Source organism: Parabacteroides sp. AF48-14 (genome assembly GCF_003477465.1).
Taxonomy (GTDB): domain Bacteria; phylum Bacteroidota; class Bacteroidia; order Bacteroidales; family Tannerellaceae; genus Parabacteroides; species Parabacteroides acidifaciens.
The window spans coordinates 73,255-90,510 of sequence record NZ_QUDI01000017.1; the positions used below are offsets into that span (position 1 = coordinate 73,255).

The window sequence follows — 17,256 nt, forward strand, 5'->3', positions numbered from 1 at the left end:
TCAGAATTGCGGGCGGACAATCATTATGCCGCTGTTACGTTTGATGCTCTGCACGTATTCCTGCAAAGGTTCCTCATTCACAATCACCTGTTTCTTAGAAGTCGAGGCATGGATAAAGGTCAGCTTCTCCCCTTCCCGGCAGATAATGCCGACATGAGAAATATCCAATCCCCTTATAGTCGTCACAAAACAAACAATATCGCCGTTCCGGATCTCTCCGGCATGTGCATTGATCTCATCCTGCGGAATGTAATAGTACGGACGGGCACTGATCTCCCGCTCTTTCGCCGCCATTATTACCACACGATCAGGGTGCCCATTCAACTGTTTGTAACTACCCGGATGCATAGACATAAAAAAGAGGTCCAACATAAGCGGTTCTCCTCCTATCTCTTTCGTGACATCTTTCAGGTAGCCTCTCCGCTCGTTCTCATAAATCCAGTCGGAAGTATAATGGAGGCGGTCTGTATAATCCTGTGTAGCCTTATCCGGATTTCGGTAACGCATCCCTTTCAGAGCGGACATATAAAGATTGAATGACGGATGTTGCTCCTTCAAAGAACGAACTAAAGCAGCCGTATTCTCGACCAAAGTCATGCAATCCAGTCCGAGCAGGTTGACAACCAGTCCTTCCGGTTCCTTCTCCAATGTGCCGGCCACATAAGGAGTTCCTAAGAAGAAACGAGCCGTTTCCACCATCAGCTCGCCTGTCGGTAAAGCCTTCTTCGATTCCATAGCCCGGCAATACCGGTCATAAACCGCCTTGTCTTCGACAGACTGCGCATTTCCGGCAGAGAAAGAGAGAAGCAACAGCAACAATATCAGATACTTCAGTTTCATAACGCTCTTTTTATTCCTTTTTTGTTCCCAACAGATCCTCTAACTTCACCAATCGTCACGGAACTGGGCTGCTTCGATAAATTCCAGCTTCTTAGCCGCTTCCATCATCTGCTTCTTCGTCCGCTCGATAGCCTTCTCAAGCTGCGTACGGTTCATATACTGAACCACCGGATCTGCGACCAGACTTGGTTCCGGCTCCACATAAGCATACGGTTCGCCCGTAACAGGTTGCTGCTTTTCCGCCATCAGAGAGACGCTGTTCCGGATCACCTGGCGAGGCGTGATGCCATGTTTCTCATTGTAGGCAAGCTGTTTTTCACGGCGGCGTGCCGTTTCATCCATTGTCAGACGCATACTGTCGGTTATCTTGTCGGCATAGAAGATCACCTTTCCGTTCACGTTTCGGGCCGCACGTCCGGCAGTCTGCGTCAGGGAGCGGTGCGAGCGGAGAAAGCCTTCTTTGTCGGCATCCAGAATGGCGACCAGCGAAACTTCCGGCAGGTCGAGCCCTTCACGAAGCAGATTGACACCGATCAGCACATCAAACAACCCTTTCCTGAGGTCATCCATAATCTGAATACGCTCCAGCGTGTCGACATCGCTGTGGATATAGTTGCAACGGACTCCCATCCGCATCAAATAGGTGGTCAACTCTTCCGCCATGCGTTTCGTCAGTGTCGTAACCAGGACACGTTCGTCCACAGCAGAACGTTTCGTTATCTCTTCCATCAAGTCGTCGATCTGGTTCAGCGTCGGACGCACTTCGATCACCGGATCAAGCAGTCCGGTCGGACGGATCACCTGGTCGACCACGATACCTTCGCTCTTCTCTAACTCGTAATCGGCAGGCGTCGCACTGACATAAATAGCCAGCGGGGTCAACGATTCGAACTCGTCGAACGTAAGCGGCCGGTTATCCATCGCTGCCGGCAGACGAAAGCCATATTCCACCAGGTTCTTCTTACGAGAATAATCACCCCCGTACATCGCCCGTATCTGCGGGATTGTCACATGGCTCTCGTCCACGACCAGCATAAAATCTTTCGGAAAATAATCCAAGAGGCAGAAAGGACGTTCACCCGCCTGGCGGCCGTCGAAATAACGGGAATAGTTCTCGATACCGGAACAATGTCCCAGTTCGCGTATCATCTCCAGGTCGAAAGTAACCCGTTCATACAAACGCTTTGCCTCGTAAGGTTTGCCGATCTCTTGCAGGAATTTCACCTGCGTACCTAAGTCTACATCGATCTGCCCGATAGCCATATTGATACGTTCCTGCGTAGTGACGAAAAGATTCGTCGGATAGATATTCAGTTCGTCCTGCTCGTCAATCTCCTGTCCGGTCTGTGGGTCGAACGAAGAGATGCGGTCTATCTCATCGTCCCAGAACTCGATGCGGTAAGCCGCCCCGTCAAAGGTTTCAATCGCCGGGAAGATATCGACCGTGTCTCCGTTTACCCGGAAGCAGCCCCGGTTAAATTCCAGTTTATTATTGACATAAAGGGCATCCACGAAACGCCGTAATAGCTTGTCCCGATCGATGCGCATACCCCTTTCCAGATGCGTCACCTTCTCGGCAAAAGCAGTCGGGTCCGCCATACCATAGAGGCAGGAGACGGAAGAGACGACAATGACATCTTTCCGCCCGGAGAGCAGCGAAGCAGTAGCCCGCAGACGCAACTTGTCGATCTCGTCATTGATCTGCAAATCCTTTTCGATGTAAGTATCCGTACTCGGCAAGTAGGCTTCCGGTTGATAATAATCGTAATAAGAAACAAAATACTCGACGGCATTATTCGGAAAGAACGCCTTAAACTCGCTGTACAACTGTGCTGCAAGCGTTTTGTTATGACTCAAGATCAGGGTCGGTTTCTTCACCTCCTTGATCACATTGGCAATTGTAAACGTCTTTCCGGACCCCGTTACCCCTAACAAGGTCTGGAAAGGCACACCACTCTTTATACCGTCGGACAGAGCCGCAATCGCTTCCGGCTGGTCGCCCGTCGGACTGAATGGAGAAGATAATTCAAAATTCATTCTTTATTAATAAGGTTGTTTAGGTATAACCATCCAGAGGATCAGATAGGCGATCACCCCGGAAAACACCGTAAAGATACTCAATAATATGTATCCGATACGCACTAATGTCGGGTCCCAGCCGAAATAATCCGCGATCCCGCCACAAACACCTGCAATCATCCCCTTATTGGAACGATAAAGTCTTTTTTTAGATTCTTCCATCGTCTTCTTTATTTTAGTTTTATAATATTCTACCGGCAAATATACTTATAAAACCCGATAACTATACAACGCATAGCTATTCGGTTGCGGAAGGGAGAAACGGATTCGTCCGTTTCCGCTGGTGATGGAGCGAAAGGCTTTTCCGGCACCGATGACGGGTTTGAACTCGACTTCGTCGCCCGGTTCGAAGAAAGTATCCATATCGAAGGATTCAGCGTCATTGTATTCGCGGAACACAAGGAAATATCCTTTCTTCTCCTTTATCGACTGGAAGCCGCACCAAGACTTGCCCGAAGGCTCATTCCCAACCGGGAAAACGGAGCCGGTATGAAAGTCGTGTTGGATTGCCTTATACTTCTTGATTACCTCGCCTGTCGGGAAAGCCTCATCCGGCAGATTCGAAGCTTCGAACCAAGCCAGCGGTTGGGCCGCCATCGTTATGGCAAACAGATAATCGAAAGAATAAGTTGCCGGAGCAAACCTGTCTCCCTTATATTTATCGCCGTTACGCCATTTGTTCAGGAACTCGATCTGTAAGGACTGAGGGGCGACATAACGCGAAAGCATCCATAAATTACGCAAGGACCAGTACGGATAATAGTTACCCCAATCCGTGTACCGGTTTTCCAGGAAGATATTTCCATATTCATTAAAGAAGAAATAACCGCCCCGCCGTCCGGCTGTTGCATCCAGGTTCAGCACGGCTTTCCATCCGGTCGCCTCCATCACCCGGTCGTACAGGCTGCGCAGGCGGCTTTCGGACAATTTATTATCAAAGAATGTACCGTCGATCTTAAAAGTCCGGATGCCATATTTCTCATACAAAGCGATCAATGCATCGGCATCTTTCTGCCAGTCGGCATAATCATGCTGGATGCTGGGGTTGAACCAGAGGCAGACCTCGATACCTAACTCTTTCCCCCGCTCTACAATCGGCGCCAGGCCATTCGGGAAACGGCCGGGATCGGGCGTCCAGTAATCCGGATTATCCCAGATATTCTTAAAACTGCCCCCATAGGCGGAATTGGCACTGCGCCCCGCCTGCCATCCGTCGTCTATCTGGAAATGCGTAATGCCCAAGCGGGAAGCCAATTCCAGTTCCTTCAGACAGAAAGCCTCGTTCACACGCGTGTCCTGCCCTCTGTCTCCCCAGGTATTCAGCATCACCATCTCATCGCGGTCTTGCAGGAACGGACGGATGCGCATCTGGTAATTCCGAAGGGCCATCCGTTTCTGTTTCTCGCCGGAACGGTAGGTACCGGTCACATAGCTATAGGCCTTTGTCCATTCATCTGCCTTCACATCCGCACTGTCAATACCAAGCCCGACCATACGGAAAGTTCCTTCACTAACCATGAAATCTCCTCCCGGATAATAGAGCTGCACGTTGGAAGTAGGCGCCTCCTTCAACATGAAAAAGCCGGCTTCCTTCTCCGTATTCTCCGCAAACAACAGGTTACCCCGGTAGAGGCAATCCCTGTAGGAAAGTGCACGCACCGGACGAACTAACGTATTGAAACGGTCGGTGACATCAAAAAACTCCACAGCCTCCAACTGCCAGTGCTTGCCTTCCAGCACAAGCTGTTCCATCACCGGGACATTGCCTCCCTGCGAGTTCTGCGTCAGCTTCTCTATATTCTGCAAGTCAGCCGGATTATCCAAAGTCTTTACCCATTTCTGCGACGCCTTCCCTTTCAGATACAGTTCACAAGCGATAGCCGGACAGTCCGGGTACACTTTAAAGACCTTTCTCACCTGCAGATCTCCGATTGCATACTCCACAAAGACACGCAGATGCCGGGTGAACTGCAAAGATGCAGGTATTTCCTCGGCACGGATAGTCGCGCCATCACCCTCCTTCTTCTCCCCGGGAAGAGCAAGATCAGGCTGGCTGTTCCGCGTCTGCCATTCCAAGCCATTCTTCTTATCTTTTAACTTACAGGTAATCAGATTACCGTTATTCCAGAGCCAGCATCTCTTGATCAGGCTGTTTTCGAGCGTCAGCGTATCTTGCTTCAACTCCACTTTACAATCTCCCGCGACCTGTTTATAAGGCTGCACGGCGGCAAAGGCAGGAGCGGTCAGAAATAATGAGAACAGGGATATCCCCCACAACTGTTTTTTCATGTTTATATTTAAGTATTAAGAATGATATGCTTTACAAATAGGCCGCCACCTTCCGGCGGTCCGTTTCCACCGTCTCGAACTCGGAAGAAACAATGCTGCTGCCCATCGGGACATTTTCGTTCCGGTATTCCATCCGGCTATACACAATACTGCGGGCGGAAGTATGAAATTCCTTTGCTCCGGTCTCTTCCTCGATCCGGGCAATATTATTCTCGCGCACGCCGCAGCCGGGCATGATGATGATACGGTCTGCCGCCCGTTTGACCAGCTCGGCAATGAGCGGAATACCTTTCACGGCGTCAGACTGCTGGCCGGATGTCAGGATGCGGTCGCAGCCCAGTTCAATCAACTGCTCTAAGGCTTCATACGGATCACGACACACGTCGAAGGCACGGTGGCAAGTGACGGACAGTGGCTTGGCAGCCTCAATCAGCCGGCGCATCAAGGGAACGTCTATATCTCCCTCTTTCGTCAGGCAGCCAAAGACAACACCATGCACTTTCAGTTGTTTGCACATCTCGATATCTAATAACATCGATTGCACCTCAGCCGGTGTATAGAGGAAATCTCCCCCGCGCGGCGGATAATCACATTTATATCGATAGACGAAGTCAGTGCCTGCGCCGTCCGGATCTCTCCGTAACTGGGTGTCGTCCCCCCTTCCGGGATGCCGGCACAAAGTTCCACACGCTTGGCTCCGCCGGCTTCCGCTTCCACACAGCTCTGGGCAGAGTTTGCACAAATTTCGATAATACGAGTCGGTTTCATAAAAATCTTGTCTTTGTTTGTTTCTACTTACACAAAGATAAAACTATTATATGAAACTATCCTTATTTCTACTTCAAGAGATTCACAACAAGAACATCCATTCATATCGTTTTTTACAATAACCCCTTATTTTTCTATTTCACCTCAAAAAATGAACGATTTCAATTTGACTTTTCGCTACCGAAACAGCCCTTTTCGTGACAAACGAGCCGGTGGCCTGCGCAGCCCGTTCAAAAAGGATGACATTTGTCAAACCGGAGCAGAGACTTCCCGACATTCCGATAAAGCTTAACTCCCGGAGAATCGAATATTTGAAAGCATGAAGGGGAAGGGACAGGAATATGGCAAGGATTCGGAGGCTATTTTTCGGTAAACTGGCAGCTCTTTTCCATTACGACCGTCCTAATCGCCATTACGACCGTCCTAATCTTCGCGAGGTGCCGAGTGCACTACCTATTAGCACGGTCGCGGTGGCGATTAGGACGGTCGTCTTTTGAAAAAATCGCATATTTCACTAAAATAACCGGTCCGAAAGCACTTTTTCGACCGGAAAACAATCGTTCGGGAGACACTTCATGAAGCCTCTAAAGGAGGTTTTCGAGACGTTTTTTACAATAAGTCCCCTCCTATTATCCTCCCTAACGGAAATGAGAATCATATTAATGAGCCGTTTTTAATTGATTCTCCAATGCACTTTTTATATACCCGTTAATTGTAGTTCCAGCCTCCTGAGCCAACATAGCAATCCGGCTATGAACTTCCGGAGAGATACGAATATTCAACGTACCACTATAAGGTTTACGAGGCTGAACTCCATCAGCCTCACAACCGGCAAGATAGCTATCAACTCCTGCTTCAAAATCGGCACGGAGTTCATCTATTGTATTTCCTTCGTAAAGAATCAAATCCTTACTCATACCAAGAACTTTTCCGAAAAGGCAGTTGTCAGCTTTGCTATATTCAACAGAACCTTTGTATCCTTTATATTCTAAATAATCCATAATCCTGTTATTTTATAAGTTCTTAACTACGCAACTGAATTTTGACTACAAATATACTTTTTTCAAAATTGTTCAGGGCATTCTTTTCAAAGATTAGTCTATCTCATAACTTTTCACTAATTTCGCACCAATATTTTAAATGAATGTAAAAAAGATACGGCAATGGTAAAGAGATCTGTTTTAGCGTTATTTATTGTATTGTTATTCAGCAGTAACCGGGTAGGAGCACAAGACGTTAATATAATCGGTGGAAACCAGTTGAACAAATCGGTTCAGGTGGCTGCTCCCGATACTTTCCCTTTATTGGAGATAGATGAAGTCGAACTGGAGAAAATTCCGGATCTAAGAACACAGTTTGAGAAGCTGAACAGCAGCTACTCTTCTCCCGTTGCCCCCAGTGAGAACTTGCTTCGTTTTTTGAAAAAAGACGAGGTTGAACTTTCGCCGGAAGCTCAATATTGGGTCGATTGGGTACGGGACCCTTCGACTGTTATCAGTCCCTGGATGACATTCCGGGACACAATGATTGTCAACCCGCTGTTCACCCCGCTCCTGTTTAGGGGAGGACTTATACCGGAAGATTTCCGGCTTTCCGACAAAGACTTCGTCAGCAAACTGCGTCCGAACTATTCATTGTTCAAACCGGACACGACCTTATTCCAGGATGAAGTGCTCAAAAACAAGTTGCAGAATATGGCGTATGATTATGTCCGCATAAACTATCCGGAATATTTCCGTTACTCGGAACGTGACCTGCCGACCGATATCGTGCAAACGCATATAATAAAGAAACCAACATACGAACCGGAACTGATCAAAATAGAAAAAGACCCGAATGCATTCAGCGACGTAGACGCTCCGGTCAAATTCATTCCGGAACGCCGCTACTGGACTTCGCATTTCGAAAGCGCCATACAGTTCGCCCAGAATTACATCTCCCCGAACTGGCATAAGGGCGGTGTGAGTACGCTGAACCTGACCAACCGCCAGTATTTCGTGTACAATTATAATAAAGACAAGATACAGTTTACCAACGAGCTGGAATGGAAAACGAACGTCTATACGGCGCCGAAAGATACGTTGCGCGATTATAAGATCGGTGACGACGTATTGCGTCTGCACAGCAACATCGGTTATAAGGCCTTCAACAAATGGTTCTACACATTCGATGCCACATTCCAGACGCAGATGTTCAGCAATTTTGCCGAAAACACAGACAACAAGCTGGCAGGGTTCCTTTCGCCGTTCAGCATCAACCTCGGTCTTGGTATGAAATACGACCTGAACAAGAGCTTTGCAAACAGCCGCCATAAGAAACTGACATTGTCTGCCAACTTGGCTCCACTCTCTTATACATTTATGTATAGCACGAACAAAAATATCGACTTGGGCCGTCACGGTTTCAAAAAGATAGAAGGGACAGACGAATACGAGCGCAAACTGAGCCAGTTCGGTTCCACGATCAACGCGACCATGACATTCCAGTTCAACCGGAACGTAAGCTGGTATTCCCGTTTCTATTATTTTACCAGTTACGACCGTATGTTGGGAGAGTTTGAAAACCGTCTGACGATGGCGATCAGCCGTTTCTTCTCGACTACCATATCGCTGAATTTGCGTTACGATGATGCGGTGGCCAAGAAAGATGATTTTGACAGTTATCTGCAGATCAACGAGCTGTTGAGCTTCGGCTTTAATTACAAATGGTAAGACAAAGTCTATTATTTCCATAATAAACTTTGTTAATCGTGACATAATATCCAAATATTACTTACTTTTGCCTCGGTTTTGCAATGTCGAGATTACAAATATGAGCGAAAGTATCAAACACAATGGGATAATAGAGAAGATCGACGGCGGTACGGTCTACGTTCGGATCATCCAGCAATCGGCCTGTTCCGGATGCCATGCGCAAAGCATGTGTGCGGCATCCGAAAGTAAGGTAAAGATTATCGAGGTTCCCGACAACTCAGGAAAGTTCCATGCCAATGAAGAAGTCCAGCTATGCGGGCAAAGTTCATTAGGACTGCTGGCCGTACTTCTGGCATTTGTATTTCCGCTGATTATTGTACTTGCGGCTATTGTAACAGGTACCAGTATGCAATGGGAAGAAACCACAAGCGGGTTAACCGGACTACTGCTCTTAGTTCCTTATTATTGCATATTATACTTTTTACGCGATAAACTAAAAAGACGATTCATTTTCACCTTGAAAAAACTTAATTGACAAAAATATCATGATTTTAATTGCCGTTATTTCATTAGGAGCGATTGGAGCCATCGGTGCAGTTTTTCTATACGCCGCCTCCAAGAAGTTTGAAGTATACGAAGATCCTCGTATCGCACAAGTCCAGGAGGTACTGCCTGGGGCCAACTGTGGAGGTTGCGGATATCCCGGATGCGGTGGTTTTGCGGCCGCCTGCGTAAAGGCCGACACGCTGGACGGACTCTTATGTCCCGTCGGTGGAGCACCGGTCATGAGCCAGGTCGCTTCCATCCTCGGTATGGAAGCAGGAAGTGCAGAACCGATGGTAGCCGTTGTACGATGCAACGGGACCTGTGCAGCCCGTCCGCGCGTCAACCAATACGACGGCGTACAGAGTTGTGCGATTGCTTCCACCCTGTATGGCGGAGAAACCGGCTGTTCATTCGGTTGTCTGGGTTATGGCGACTGCGTGTCGGTTTGTAACTTCGACGCTATCCACATCAACCCGGAAACAAGGCTCGCCGAAGTAGACGAAGAAAAATGTACTTCATGCGGGGCTTGTGTAAAGGCTTGCCCGAAGAGTATCATCGAACTGCGCAAGAAGGGACCGAAATCCCGCCGTATCTTCGTCAGCTGTGTAAACAAAGACAAAGGCGGAGTCGCCAAGAAAGCATGCGCAAACGCCTGTATCGGCTGTGGCAAATGTGCAAAGGAATGCCCGTTCGAAGCGATTACCGTGGAAAACAACCTGGCTTACATCGATTACACCAAATGCCGCCTGTGCCGCAAGTGTGTTGCCGTATGTCCGACCGGCGCTATCCACGAACTGAACTTCCCGCCGCGTAAAGAAGCAGCTCCCGCCGTGGACGCCGACAAAGTGAAGCCCGCTGCAGCTCCGAAACCGGCTGCCCCGAAAGCAGAAGCTCCGGAAGTAAGCGCGACACCGAAGACAGAAGCTCCCAAAGTTGAAACAAAAGAAGAAACAAATCAAAAATAAAAATCTAATAGTATGCTAAGGACATTTCGAATCGGAGGTATCCATCCGCCCGAAAATAAATTGTCTGCCGGTAAGAAGATTACCGCGTTGGCTGCTCCTAAGCAGGTAATCATACCGCTCAGTCAGCACATCGGGGCTCCTGCCCAGGCAGTGGTCAAGAAGGGGGATCCGGTAAAGGCCGGAACGCTCGTCGCCAAGGCTGGAGGTTTCGTCTCGGCCAACATCCACTCGTCGGTATCCGGTAAAGTGAACAAAATAGACAGCGCTCTCGACGCAAGCGGTTACAAACGCCCGGCCATCTACATCGACGTGGAAGGAGACGAATGGGAAGAAACGATAGACCGCAGCGAAACACTGGTAAAAGAATGTACGCTAACATCCAAAGAGATTGTCGACAAGATTGCCGCCGCCGGTATCGTTGGCTTGGGTGGTGCGACTTTCCCGACACAGGTGAAGCTGATGCCTCCTCCCGGAAGTAAGGCGGAGATCATCATCATCAATGCTGTCGAGTGCGAACCCTATCTGACTTCCGACCATTCCCTGATGATGGAAAAGGGCGAACAGATTCTGGTAGGCGTGACCTTGCTGATGAAAGCCGTAAACGTAAACAAAGCTGTTATCGGCATTGAAAATAACAAACCCGACGCAATCGCCCACTTGACGAAGCTGGCAGCCGGCTATTCCGGCATCGAAATCATGCCGCTGAAGGTGCAGTACCCGCAAGGAGGTGAAAAGCAGTTGATCGACGCCGTAATACGCCGTCAGGTGAAGAGTGGTGCACTGCCTATCTCTGCCGGAGCGGTCGTACAGAACGTGGGTACCGCTTATGCCGTATATGAGGCGGTCCAAAAGAACAAGCCGTTGTTCGAACGTGTCGTGACCGTAACCGGAAAGGCTGTTGCCAACCCATCGAACTTCCTGGTTCGCATGGGGACACCGATCAATATGCTGATCGAAGCGGCCGGCGGTATTCCGGAGAATACAGGCAAGATTATCGGCGGTGGTCCGATGATGGGTAAAGCGTTAGTGAGCGCCGAAGTTCCGGTGACCAAAGGCAGTTCGGGTGTCTTGCTGCTGACAAAGGAAGAGTCCGTCCGCAAGCCGATGCAAGACTGCATCCGTTGTGCCAAATGTGTGAACGTCTGTCCGATGGGGCTGAATCCGGCTTTCCTGATGAAGTTTACCGTGTATAAGGATTGGGACAAGGCGGAAGCGGGCTACATCCAGGACTGCATCGAATGCGGTTCCTGTAGCTACACCTGCCCGGCCAACCGTCCGTTGCTGGACCAAATCCGTTTGGGCAAGGGGAAAGTAATGGGTATTATTCGTGCAAGAAAGTCATAAAACAAAGAGCAATATGGAAAACAAATTATACGTATCGCCTTCGCCCCACATTCATGGTGGCGACAGCATAAGCAAAAATATGTACGGTGTGCTGATTGCCCTTGTTCCGGCTTTTCTGGTATCACTCTACTTCTTCGGATTGGGTGCGCTGATCGTAACCGTCGTTTCGGTTTTCTTCTGTGTCCTGTTCGAATATCTGATTCAAAAGTTCCTGATGAAAAAGGAACCGACCATCTGCGACGGTTCGGCTATCCTGACCGGCGTATTGCTGGCTTTCAACCTGCCGTCGAACCTTCCGGTATGGATCATCGCCTTCGGCGCACTGGCCGCAATCGGCATCGGTAAGATGTCATTCGGCGGACTGGGTAACAACATCTTCAACCCGGCGCTGACAGGACGTATCTTCCTGCTGATCTCTTTCCCGGCACAGATGACTACGTGGCCGGTTGTCGGACAACTGACTTCCTATACAGATGCCACGACGGGTGCAACCGTCCTGTCATTGATGAACGAGGGCGCACTCGACAAGATGCCGACACTCAGCGATATGTTGGTCGGTAATATGGGCGGTAGCCTGGGTGAAGTCAGTGCGATCGCACTGCTGTTGGGTATGTGCTATATGTTATGGAAGAAGATCATCACCTGGCATGTTCCGGTGTCTATTTTCGCCACGGTATTTGTATTCACCGGTATCATGCACCTGGTGAACCCGGTTCAATATGCAAGCCCGTTCGTCCATCTGCTGTCCGGCGGTCTCATGTTGGGAGCTATCTTTATGGCGACCGACTACGTGACTTCGCCGATGAGCAAGAGCGGGATGATCGTTTACGGTGTCGGCATTGGTATCCTGACAACGGTGATCCGTCTGTTCGGTTCTTATCCCGAAGGTATGTCATTTGCCATCTTCATCATGAATGGAGTTACTCCGCTAATCAACAGTTATATGAAACCTAAACATTTCGGAGGAAAATAAGCATGGCAAAACTAAAATCAACATTACCCAATATGTTCCTTTCGCTCACGGTCATCTGTGTCGTGGCAGGAGCTATATTAGCAGGTGTGAATATGTACACCACCGGCCCGATTGCCGCCACCAAAGCCGCTGCGCTGGAAGAGGCGATCAAAGCAGTCACGCCGGATTTCGATAACAAACCTTCGGAAGAAGCCTACATGGCTGTTACGGCTGACGGCGATTCACTGAAGATATATCCGGCCACCAAAGACGGTAAATTCGTAGGTGCCGCCGTAGAAAGCAACACCAAGAAAGGCTTTAGCGGCGAGATCAAAGTAATCGTCGGTTTCGATGCCGCCGGAAAGCTGCTGAACTACTCCGTACTGCAACATGCCGAGACTCCGGGTCTGGGCGCCAAGATGCAGGAATGGTTCCGGGCGGACAAGAACCACCAGAGTGTACTGGGGCGTAACCTGGCCGACGGTCAGTTGAAAGTGTCCAAGGACGGTGGCGATGTAGACGCTATCACAGCCGCCACGATCACCAGCCGCGCATTCCTGAACGCCGTGAACCGTGCCTACAGCGCATTCTCCGGTGCCGACGGACTGACCGGAGCTACCACTTCATCCGATAACACAACTAAAGAGGGAGGAAACGACAATGAGTAATCTAAAAATATTGATGAACGGTATCGTCAAAGAGAACCCGACATTCGTACTGCTTTTAGGGATGTGTCCGACGTTAGGAACGACCTCTTCGGCACTGAACGGTATGAGTATGGGACTTGCCACCATGTTCGTGCTGGTCTGTTCCAACATTGTGATTTCCGCATTGAAGAATCTGATTCCCGATATGGTGCGTATTCCGGCTTTCATCGTCGTGATCGCAACATTCGTAACTGTTGTCCAGATGTGTATGGAAGCTTTCGTGCCGGCCTTGTATGCCAGCTTGGGCTTGTTCATTCCGTTGATCGTTGTAAACTGTATCGTATTAGGGCGTGCCGAAGCGTTCGCTGCCAAGAACGGCATTATCCCTTCAGCATTCGACGGATTAGGAATGGGGTTGGGCTTTACCCTGGCTCTGACATTGCTGGGCGCGGCCCGCGAATTGTTAGGAACAGGCAAACTGTTCAGCTTGACACTGATGCCCGAAGAATACGGTTCGCTGATCTTCGTACTGGCCCCGGGCGCCTTTATCGCATTAGGTTATCTGGTCGCTATTGTAAACAAACTGCGTAAAGCTTAAAAACCGAATGATATGGAATATATATTGATCTTTATCGCCGCCGTCTTCGTAAACAACGTTGTACTGGCACAATTCCTGGGTATCTGTCCGTTCCTGGGCGTATCCAAGAAGGTGGAAACGGCAGCCGGCATGGGTGCAGCCGTGACTTTCGTATTGACGATCGCTACCATTGTGACGTTCCTCATACAGAAATATGTTCTGGATGCATTCGGACTGGGCTTTATGCAGACCATCAGCTTCATCCTGGTCATTGCCGCTTTGGTACAGATGGTGGAAATCATCCTGAAAAAGGTATCACCGGCTCTCTACCAAGCGCTTGGGGTGTTCCTCCCGTTGATCACGACCAACTGTTGTATCCTGGGTGTAGCCATCCTCGTAATTCAAAAAGAATATAATTTATTGGAATCGGTGGTATATGCAATCTCAACTGCTATTGGATTTGCGTTAGCTTTGATTATCTTTGCAGGTGTCAGAGAACAATTGGCAATGACAAAAGTTCCCGACGGCATGAAAGGCACTCCCATCGCCCTTATCACAGCAGGCTTGCTGGCAATGGCATTCATGGGATTTTCCGGGATTGTGTAATTACTAATCTAAATAAAAAAGGAAGATGAAACAGAAGATTTTAGTAGCAGGTGGAACTGGTTACATCGGATCACACACCACAGTAGAATTGCAGAATGCAGGCTACGAAGTAGTCATTATCGACGACCTCTCTAACTCCAATATAGAAGTATTGGACGGTATCGAACGCATCACAGGCATCCGTCCTGAATTCATCAAGCTGGACCTGAAAGATAAAGAAGCAACCCGCGAAGCGTTGAAAGCCCATCCGGGAATCAAAGGTATCATCCTGTTCGCCGCCAGCAAAGCGGTGGGCGAATCCGTACAACAGCCGTTGAAATACTACCGCAACAATGTCGTTACGCTGGTCAACCTACTGGAATTGATGCCGGAAGCCGGCATTGAAGGGATTGTGTTCTCTTCTTCCTGCACGGTTTACGGACAGCCTGATCCGGAAAACCTGCCTGTAACAGAGGACGCACCGATCAAACCGGCTACTTCTCCTTACGGAAACACAAAGCAGATCAACGAAGAGATTATCCGCGACACGATCCACGCAGGCGCTCCTTTCAAGAGCATTATCTTGCGTTACTTCAACCCGATCGGAGCACATCCGACGGCAGAGATCGGTGAATTGCCTAACGGCGTTCCGCAGAACCTGATTCCTTACCTGACACAGACCGCTATGGGTATCCGCAAAGAGTTGAGCGTATTCGGTGACGATTACGACACACCTGACGGCTCTTGTATCCGCGACTATATCAACGTTGTAGACCTGGCTAAGGCCCACGTAATCGCAATGGACCGTATGTTAGGAGGCAAGTCGCTGGCTAATGTGGAAATCTTCAACCTCGGAACCGGTAACGGCGTTTCCGTATTGGAACTGATCAACACATTCGAAGCTGCCACCGGCGTAAAAGTACCGCACAAGATCGTAGGCCGTCGCGAAGGCGATATCGAAAAGGTGTGGGCAAACCCCGAACATGCCAATAAAGTTTTAGGCTGGAAAGCGACAGAAACATTGGCCGATACATTGGCTTCCGCCTGGAAATGGCAGCTGAAGCTGCGCGAACGCGGTATCATGTAATCGGAATATTTCTCCTTTTTGATATTTATCGGACGCAGAGGTCGCAGAGGTATACAGAAATCCGCGACATCTGCGTCCAGTTTGTTTTTCTACACTCCTTCTCTTTTTTACTACCTCCTTGTACGTGATCAACCGAGTCAACTGTATTTTGCTTATTTTGACCATCATTTTAACAAGATACAGATATGACACGAAAGAAAACGCATTCCTCATTATCCCTTCTCGAATACGCCAATACGCGTATCGAACTGAAGAAAAAGTTAAACAAGGCAAGCACGGCTGAACTTTACCAGGTCGCCGTTAACCATTTCCTCCGGTTTACAGGAAATACAGCGTTTCGCATGGAAAAGTTGAGCCGGACCCTGATTTCCGATTTTGCCGCCTATTTGCAATGCAAGGGACTGGCGACAAACACAATCAACTCCTACCAGAGCAGCCTGCGCGCCATCTACAACACCGCCTGCTACGACGGCCTGCTACGCCCTGCCGAACATCCTTTCCAAGGATTGAAGCTCAAACGCGAACCCACCATCAAGCGGGCCATATCCGTCACACATATCCGCGAACTGGCAAGTCTCAAGACAGACGGTTCACACAGCCAGGAATTAGCGGTCGACCTGTGCCTGTTCAGCTTTTTGGCCTGCGGAATGCCGTTTGTCGATATGGCCCACCTGACGGCAAGCAACATCCGAAACGGCGAACTGATCTATAACCGCCGGAAGACAGGAACGCAAATCCGTATGGAAATCACCACCGTCATGTGGCAAATCATCCACAAGTATGCGCCGGCGGATGGGAAACGTGAGTTCCTTTTTCCCATCCTTCCGTCCGGTTCACCTACCCACTCGCAATACAAACATTGCCTGGCGATGCACAACCGGGAGTTGAAGACAGTCGGCGACAAACTCCACCTCCCCGTTCCCTTCACCTCCTATGTAATGCGCCATAGCTGGGCGTCAGCAGCTCTGCAATCGGGCGTATCCGTCGCCATCATCAGCCAAGGATTGGGACATCGCTCGGAAAAGACGACACGTTATTATTTAAGCGAATTGGATGTATCGGAATTGACGAAGGCAAACCGGATAGTTTCAGCTCCGATCAATTGCCTGTTAAGAGGAGGATAGGACGAGATTCTGTCCTTATTTATGAAATAAGGAAGTTATAATCTAAAGAGGACAGCCATATAGTTATGAAATAGGCTTATCAACCTTTAGATTAATAAAAAACCTTTCTTTTGTCACTAAAGACAGTACAAATCTATATATTAAAATACAATTTATAAAGGCCTTTTTTACTCTAAATAAGGTCATCTTACTCTCTTATTGCCTAATTTTTCAATTATAATTTATGTTGATGATCATAGGAAATTTATGGACATAACATCCCTGTCATCCCTTTCATTATTTAACATTTTAGAATCAAAATTAATCACATTTAATCTTTAATAGACATATAAAGACTTCAAATGCTAAATTAGAACAGGCTGAATACTTGAATACAACAGATTTTTCTGCTTAATATCTTCATAAGGAATTTCTTACCTTATTTCATAAATAAGTTACAACCCAAAGGTCTCGGATGGAAGAAAAGAAAAACATAGAACAGCACATTTCCATTGACATTTCTTACGGAAAATATTCACAAGCGGTCCTGTTGTATGCCACCACCGACCTGACCGGCAAGCAGATTGCCGAGCAATGCGGCGTCAGCCTGTCCGGTTTCAGGATTTACTTAAGGCGGCATTACCGCGAGTTGGTGCTCAAACGGAACAATGCCGAACCGGCAGAAAGCGCCTGCTTCACGAAGGACGGCAAACTGCGCAGCACGCGGGGCCAGACACCTGCCGCTTACCAAAAATACAAGCAGGCCATCGAAGCCTGCGAC

15 protein-coding genes and 1 pseudogene are annotated in these 17,256 nt (G+C 48.7%); 10 read left to right on the plus strand and 6 right to left on the minus strand.

Annotated elements, in window-relative coordinates:
- The 6 genes and pseudogenes from DW083_RS09820 to DW083_RS09845 all read right to left on the minus strand — a co-directional run bounded on the left by DW083_RS09820 (position 1) and on the right by DW083_RS09845 (position 6,977).
- Positions 1 to 840, minus strand: a complete 840-nt coding sequence (locus DW083_RS09820; protein ID WP_122332253.1) for an N-acetylmuramoyl-L-alanine amidase-like domain-containing protein — start codon at positions 838 to 840, stop codon at positions 1 to 3.
- Positions 841 to 885: 45 nt separating this feature from the next.
- The gene (gene uvrB, locus DW083_RS09825; protein WP_122332254.1) at positions 886 to 2,877 is read right to left on the minus strand and encodes an excinuclease ABC subunit UvrB; all 1,992 of its coding nucleotides are present in this window, start codon (positions 2,875 to 2,877) and stop codon (positions 886 to 888) included.
- A 6-nt stretch (positions 2,878 to 2,883) separates the two neighbouring features.
- A complete protein-coding gene (locus tag DW083_RS09830; protein ID WP_115499086.1) occupies positions 2,884 to 3,081 on the minus strand; it encodes a PspC domain-containing protein in 198 nt (65 codons plus the stop codon).
- A gap of 45 nt (positions 3,082 to 3,126) precedes the next feature.
- A complete protein-coding gene (locus DW083_RS09835; RefSeq protein WP_122332255.1) occupies positions 3,127 to 5,208 on the minus strand; it encodes an alpha-galactosidase in 2,082 nt (693 codons plus the stop codon).
- Positions 5,209 to 5,239: 31 nt separating this feature from the next.
- A pseudogene (locus DW083_RS09840) lies at positions 5,240 to 5,976 on the minus strand (copper homeostasis protein CutC).
- 659 nt (positions 5,977 to 6,635) lie between these two features.
- Positions 6,636 to 6,977, minus strand: coding sequence for a type II toxin-antitoxin system HicB family antitoxin (locus tag DW083_RS09845; RefSeq protein ID WP_122332256.1), 342 nt, complete (start codon positions 6,975 to 6,977; stop codon positions 6,636 to 6,638).
- Between the two features lie 162 nt (positions 6,978 to 7,139).
- Between DW083_RS09845 and DW083_RS09850 the strand changes: the two genes are divergently transcribed.
- From DW083_RS09850 to DW083_RS09895, 10 genes are all read left to right on the plus strand, one after another.
- Positions 7,140 to 8,687, plus strand: coding sequence for a DUF3078 domain-containing protein (locus tag DW083_RS09850; protein ID WP_122332257.1), 1,548 nt, complete (start codon positions 7,140 to 7,142; stop codon positions 8,685 to 8,687).
- Between the two features lie 100 nt (positions 8,688 to 8,787).
- Entirely contained in the window at positions 8,788 to 9,204 is a 417-nt protein-coding gene (locus DW083_RS09855) for a SoxR reducing system RseC family protein (RefSeq protein ID WP_122332258.1), read from the plus strand.
- 10 nt (positions 9,205 to 9,214) lie between these two features.
- Positions 9,215 to 10,180 carry a Fe-S cluster domain-containing protein gene (locus DW083_RS09860; protein WP_122332259.1) on the plus strand — a complete coding sequence of 322 codons (966 nt, stop codon included), beginning with the start codon at positions 9,215 to 9,217 and terminating at the stop codon, positions 10,178 to 10,180.
- Between the two features lie 12 nt (positions 10,181 to 10,192).
- On the plus strand, positions 10,193 to 11,524 hold the full coding sequence (rsxC, locus tag DW083_RS09865) for an electron transport complex subunit RsxC (RefSeq protein WP_122332260.1): 1,332 nt from the start codon (positions 10,193 to 10,195) through the stop codon (positions 11,522 to 11,524).
- A 13-nt stretch (positions 11,525 to 11,537) separates the two neighbouring features.
- Positions 11,538 to 12,497: an RnfABCDGE type electron transport complex subunit D gene (locus DW083_RS09870; RefSeq protein ID WP_122332261.1), complete on the plus strand. Its 960-nt coding sequence runs from the start codon at positions 11,538 to 11,540 to the stop codon at positions 12,495 to 12,497.
- 2 nt (positions 12,498 to 12,499) lie between these two features.
- The gene (locus DW083_RS09875; RefSeq protein WP_115499096.1) at positions 12,500 to 13,144 is read left to right on the plus strand and encodes an RnfABCDGE type electron transport complex subunit G; all 645 of its coding nucleotides are present in this window, start codon (positions 12,500 to 12,502) and stop codon (positions 13,142 to 13,144) included.
- Positions 13,137 to 13,721 carry an RnfABCDGE type electron transport complex subunit E gene (locus tag DW083_RS09880; RefSeq protein WP_115499097.1) on the plus strand — a complete coding sequence of 195 codons (585 nt, stop codon included), beginning with the start codon at positions 13,137 to 13,139 and terminating at the stop codon, positions 13,719 to 13,721. Before DW083_RS09875 ends, DW083_RS09880 begins: the two co-directional genes overlap by 8 nt.
- A 12-nt stretch (positions 13,722 to 13,733) precedes the next feature.
- Positions 13,734 to 14,306, plus strand: coding sequence for an electron transport complex subunit RsxA (rsxA, locus tag DW083_RS09885; protein WP_115499098.1), 573 nt, complete (start codon positions 13,734 to 13,736; stop codon positions 14,304 to 14,306).
- A gap of 25 nt (positions 14,307 to 14,331) precedes the next feature.
- On the plus strand, positions 14,332 to 15,372 hold the full coding sequence (galE, locus tag DW083_RS09890; protein WP_115499099.1) for a UDP-glucose 4-epimerase GalE: 1,041 nt from the start codon (positions 14,332 to 14,334) through the stop codon (positions 15,370 to 15,372).
- Between the two features lie 185 nt (positions 15,373 to 15,557).
- Positions 15,558 to 16,496, plus strand: a complete 939-nt coding sequence (locus tag DW083_RS09895; RefSeq protein WP_122332262.1) for a site-specific integrase — start codon at positions 15,558 to 15,560, stop codon at positions 16,494 to 16,496.
- Positions 16,497 to 17,256: the final 760 nt, after the last annotated feature.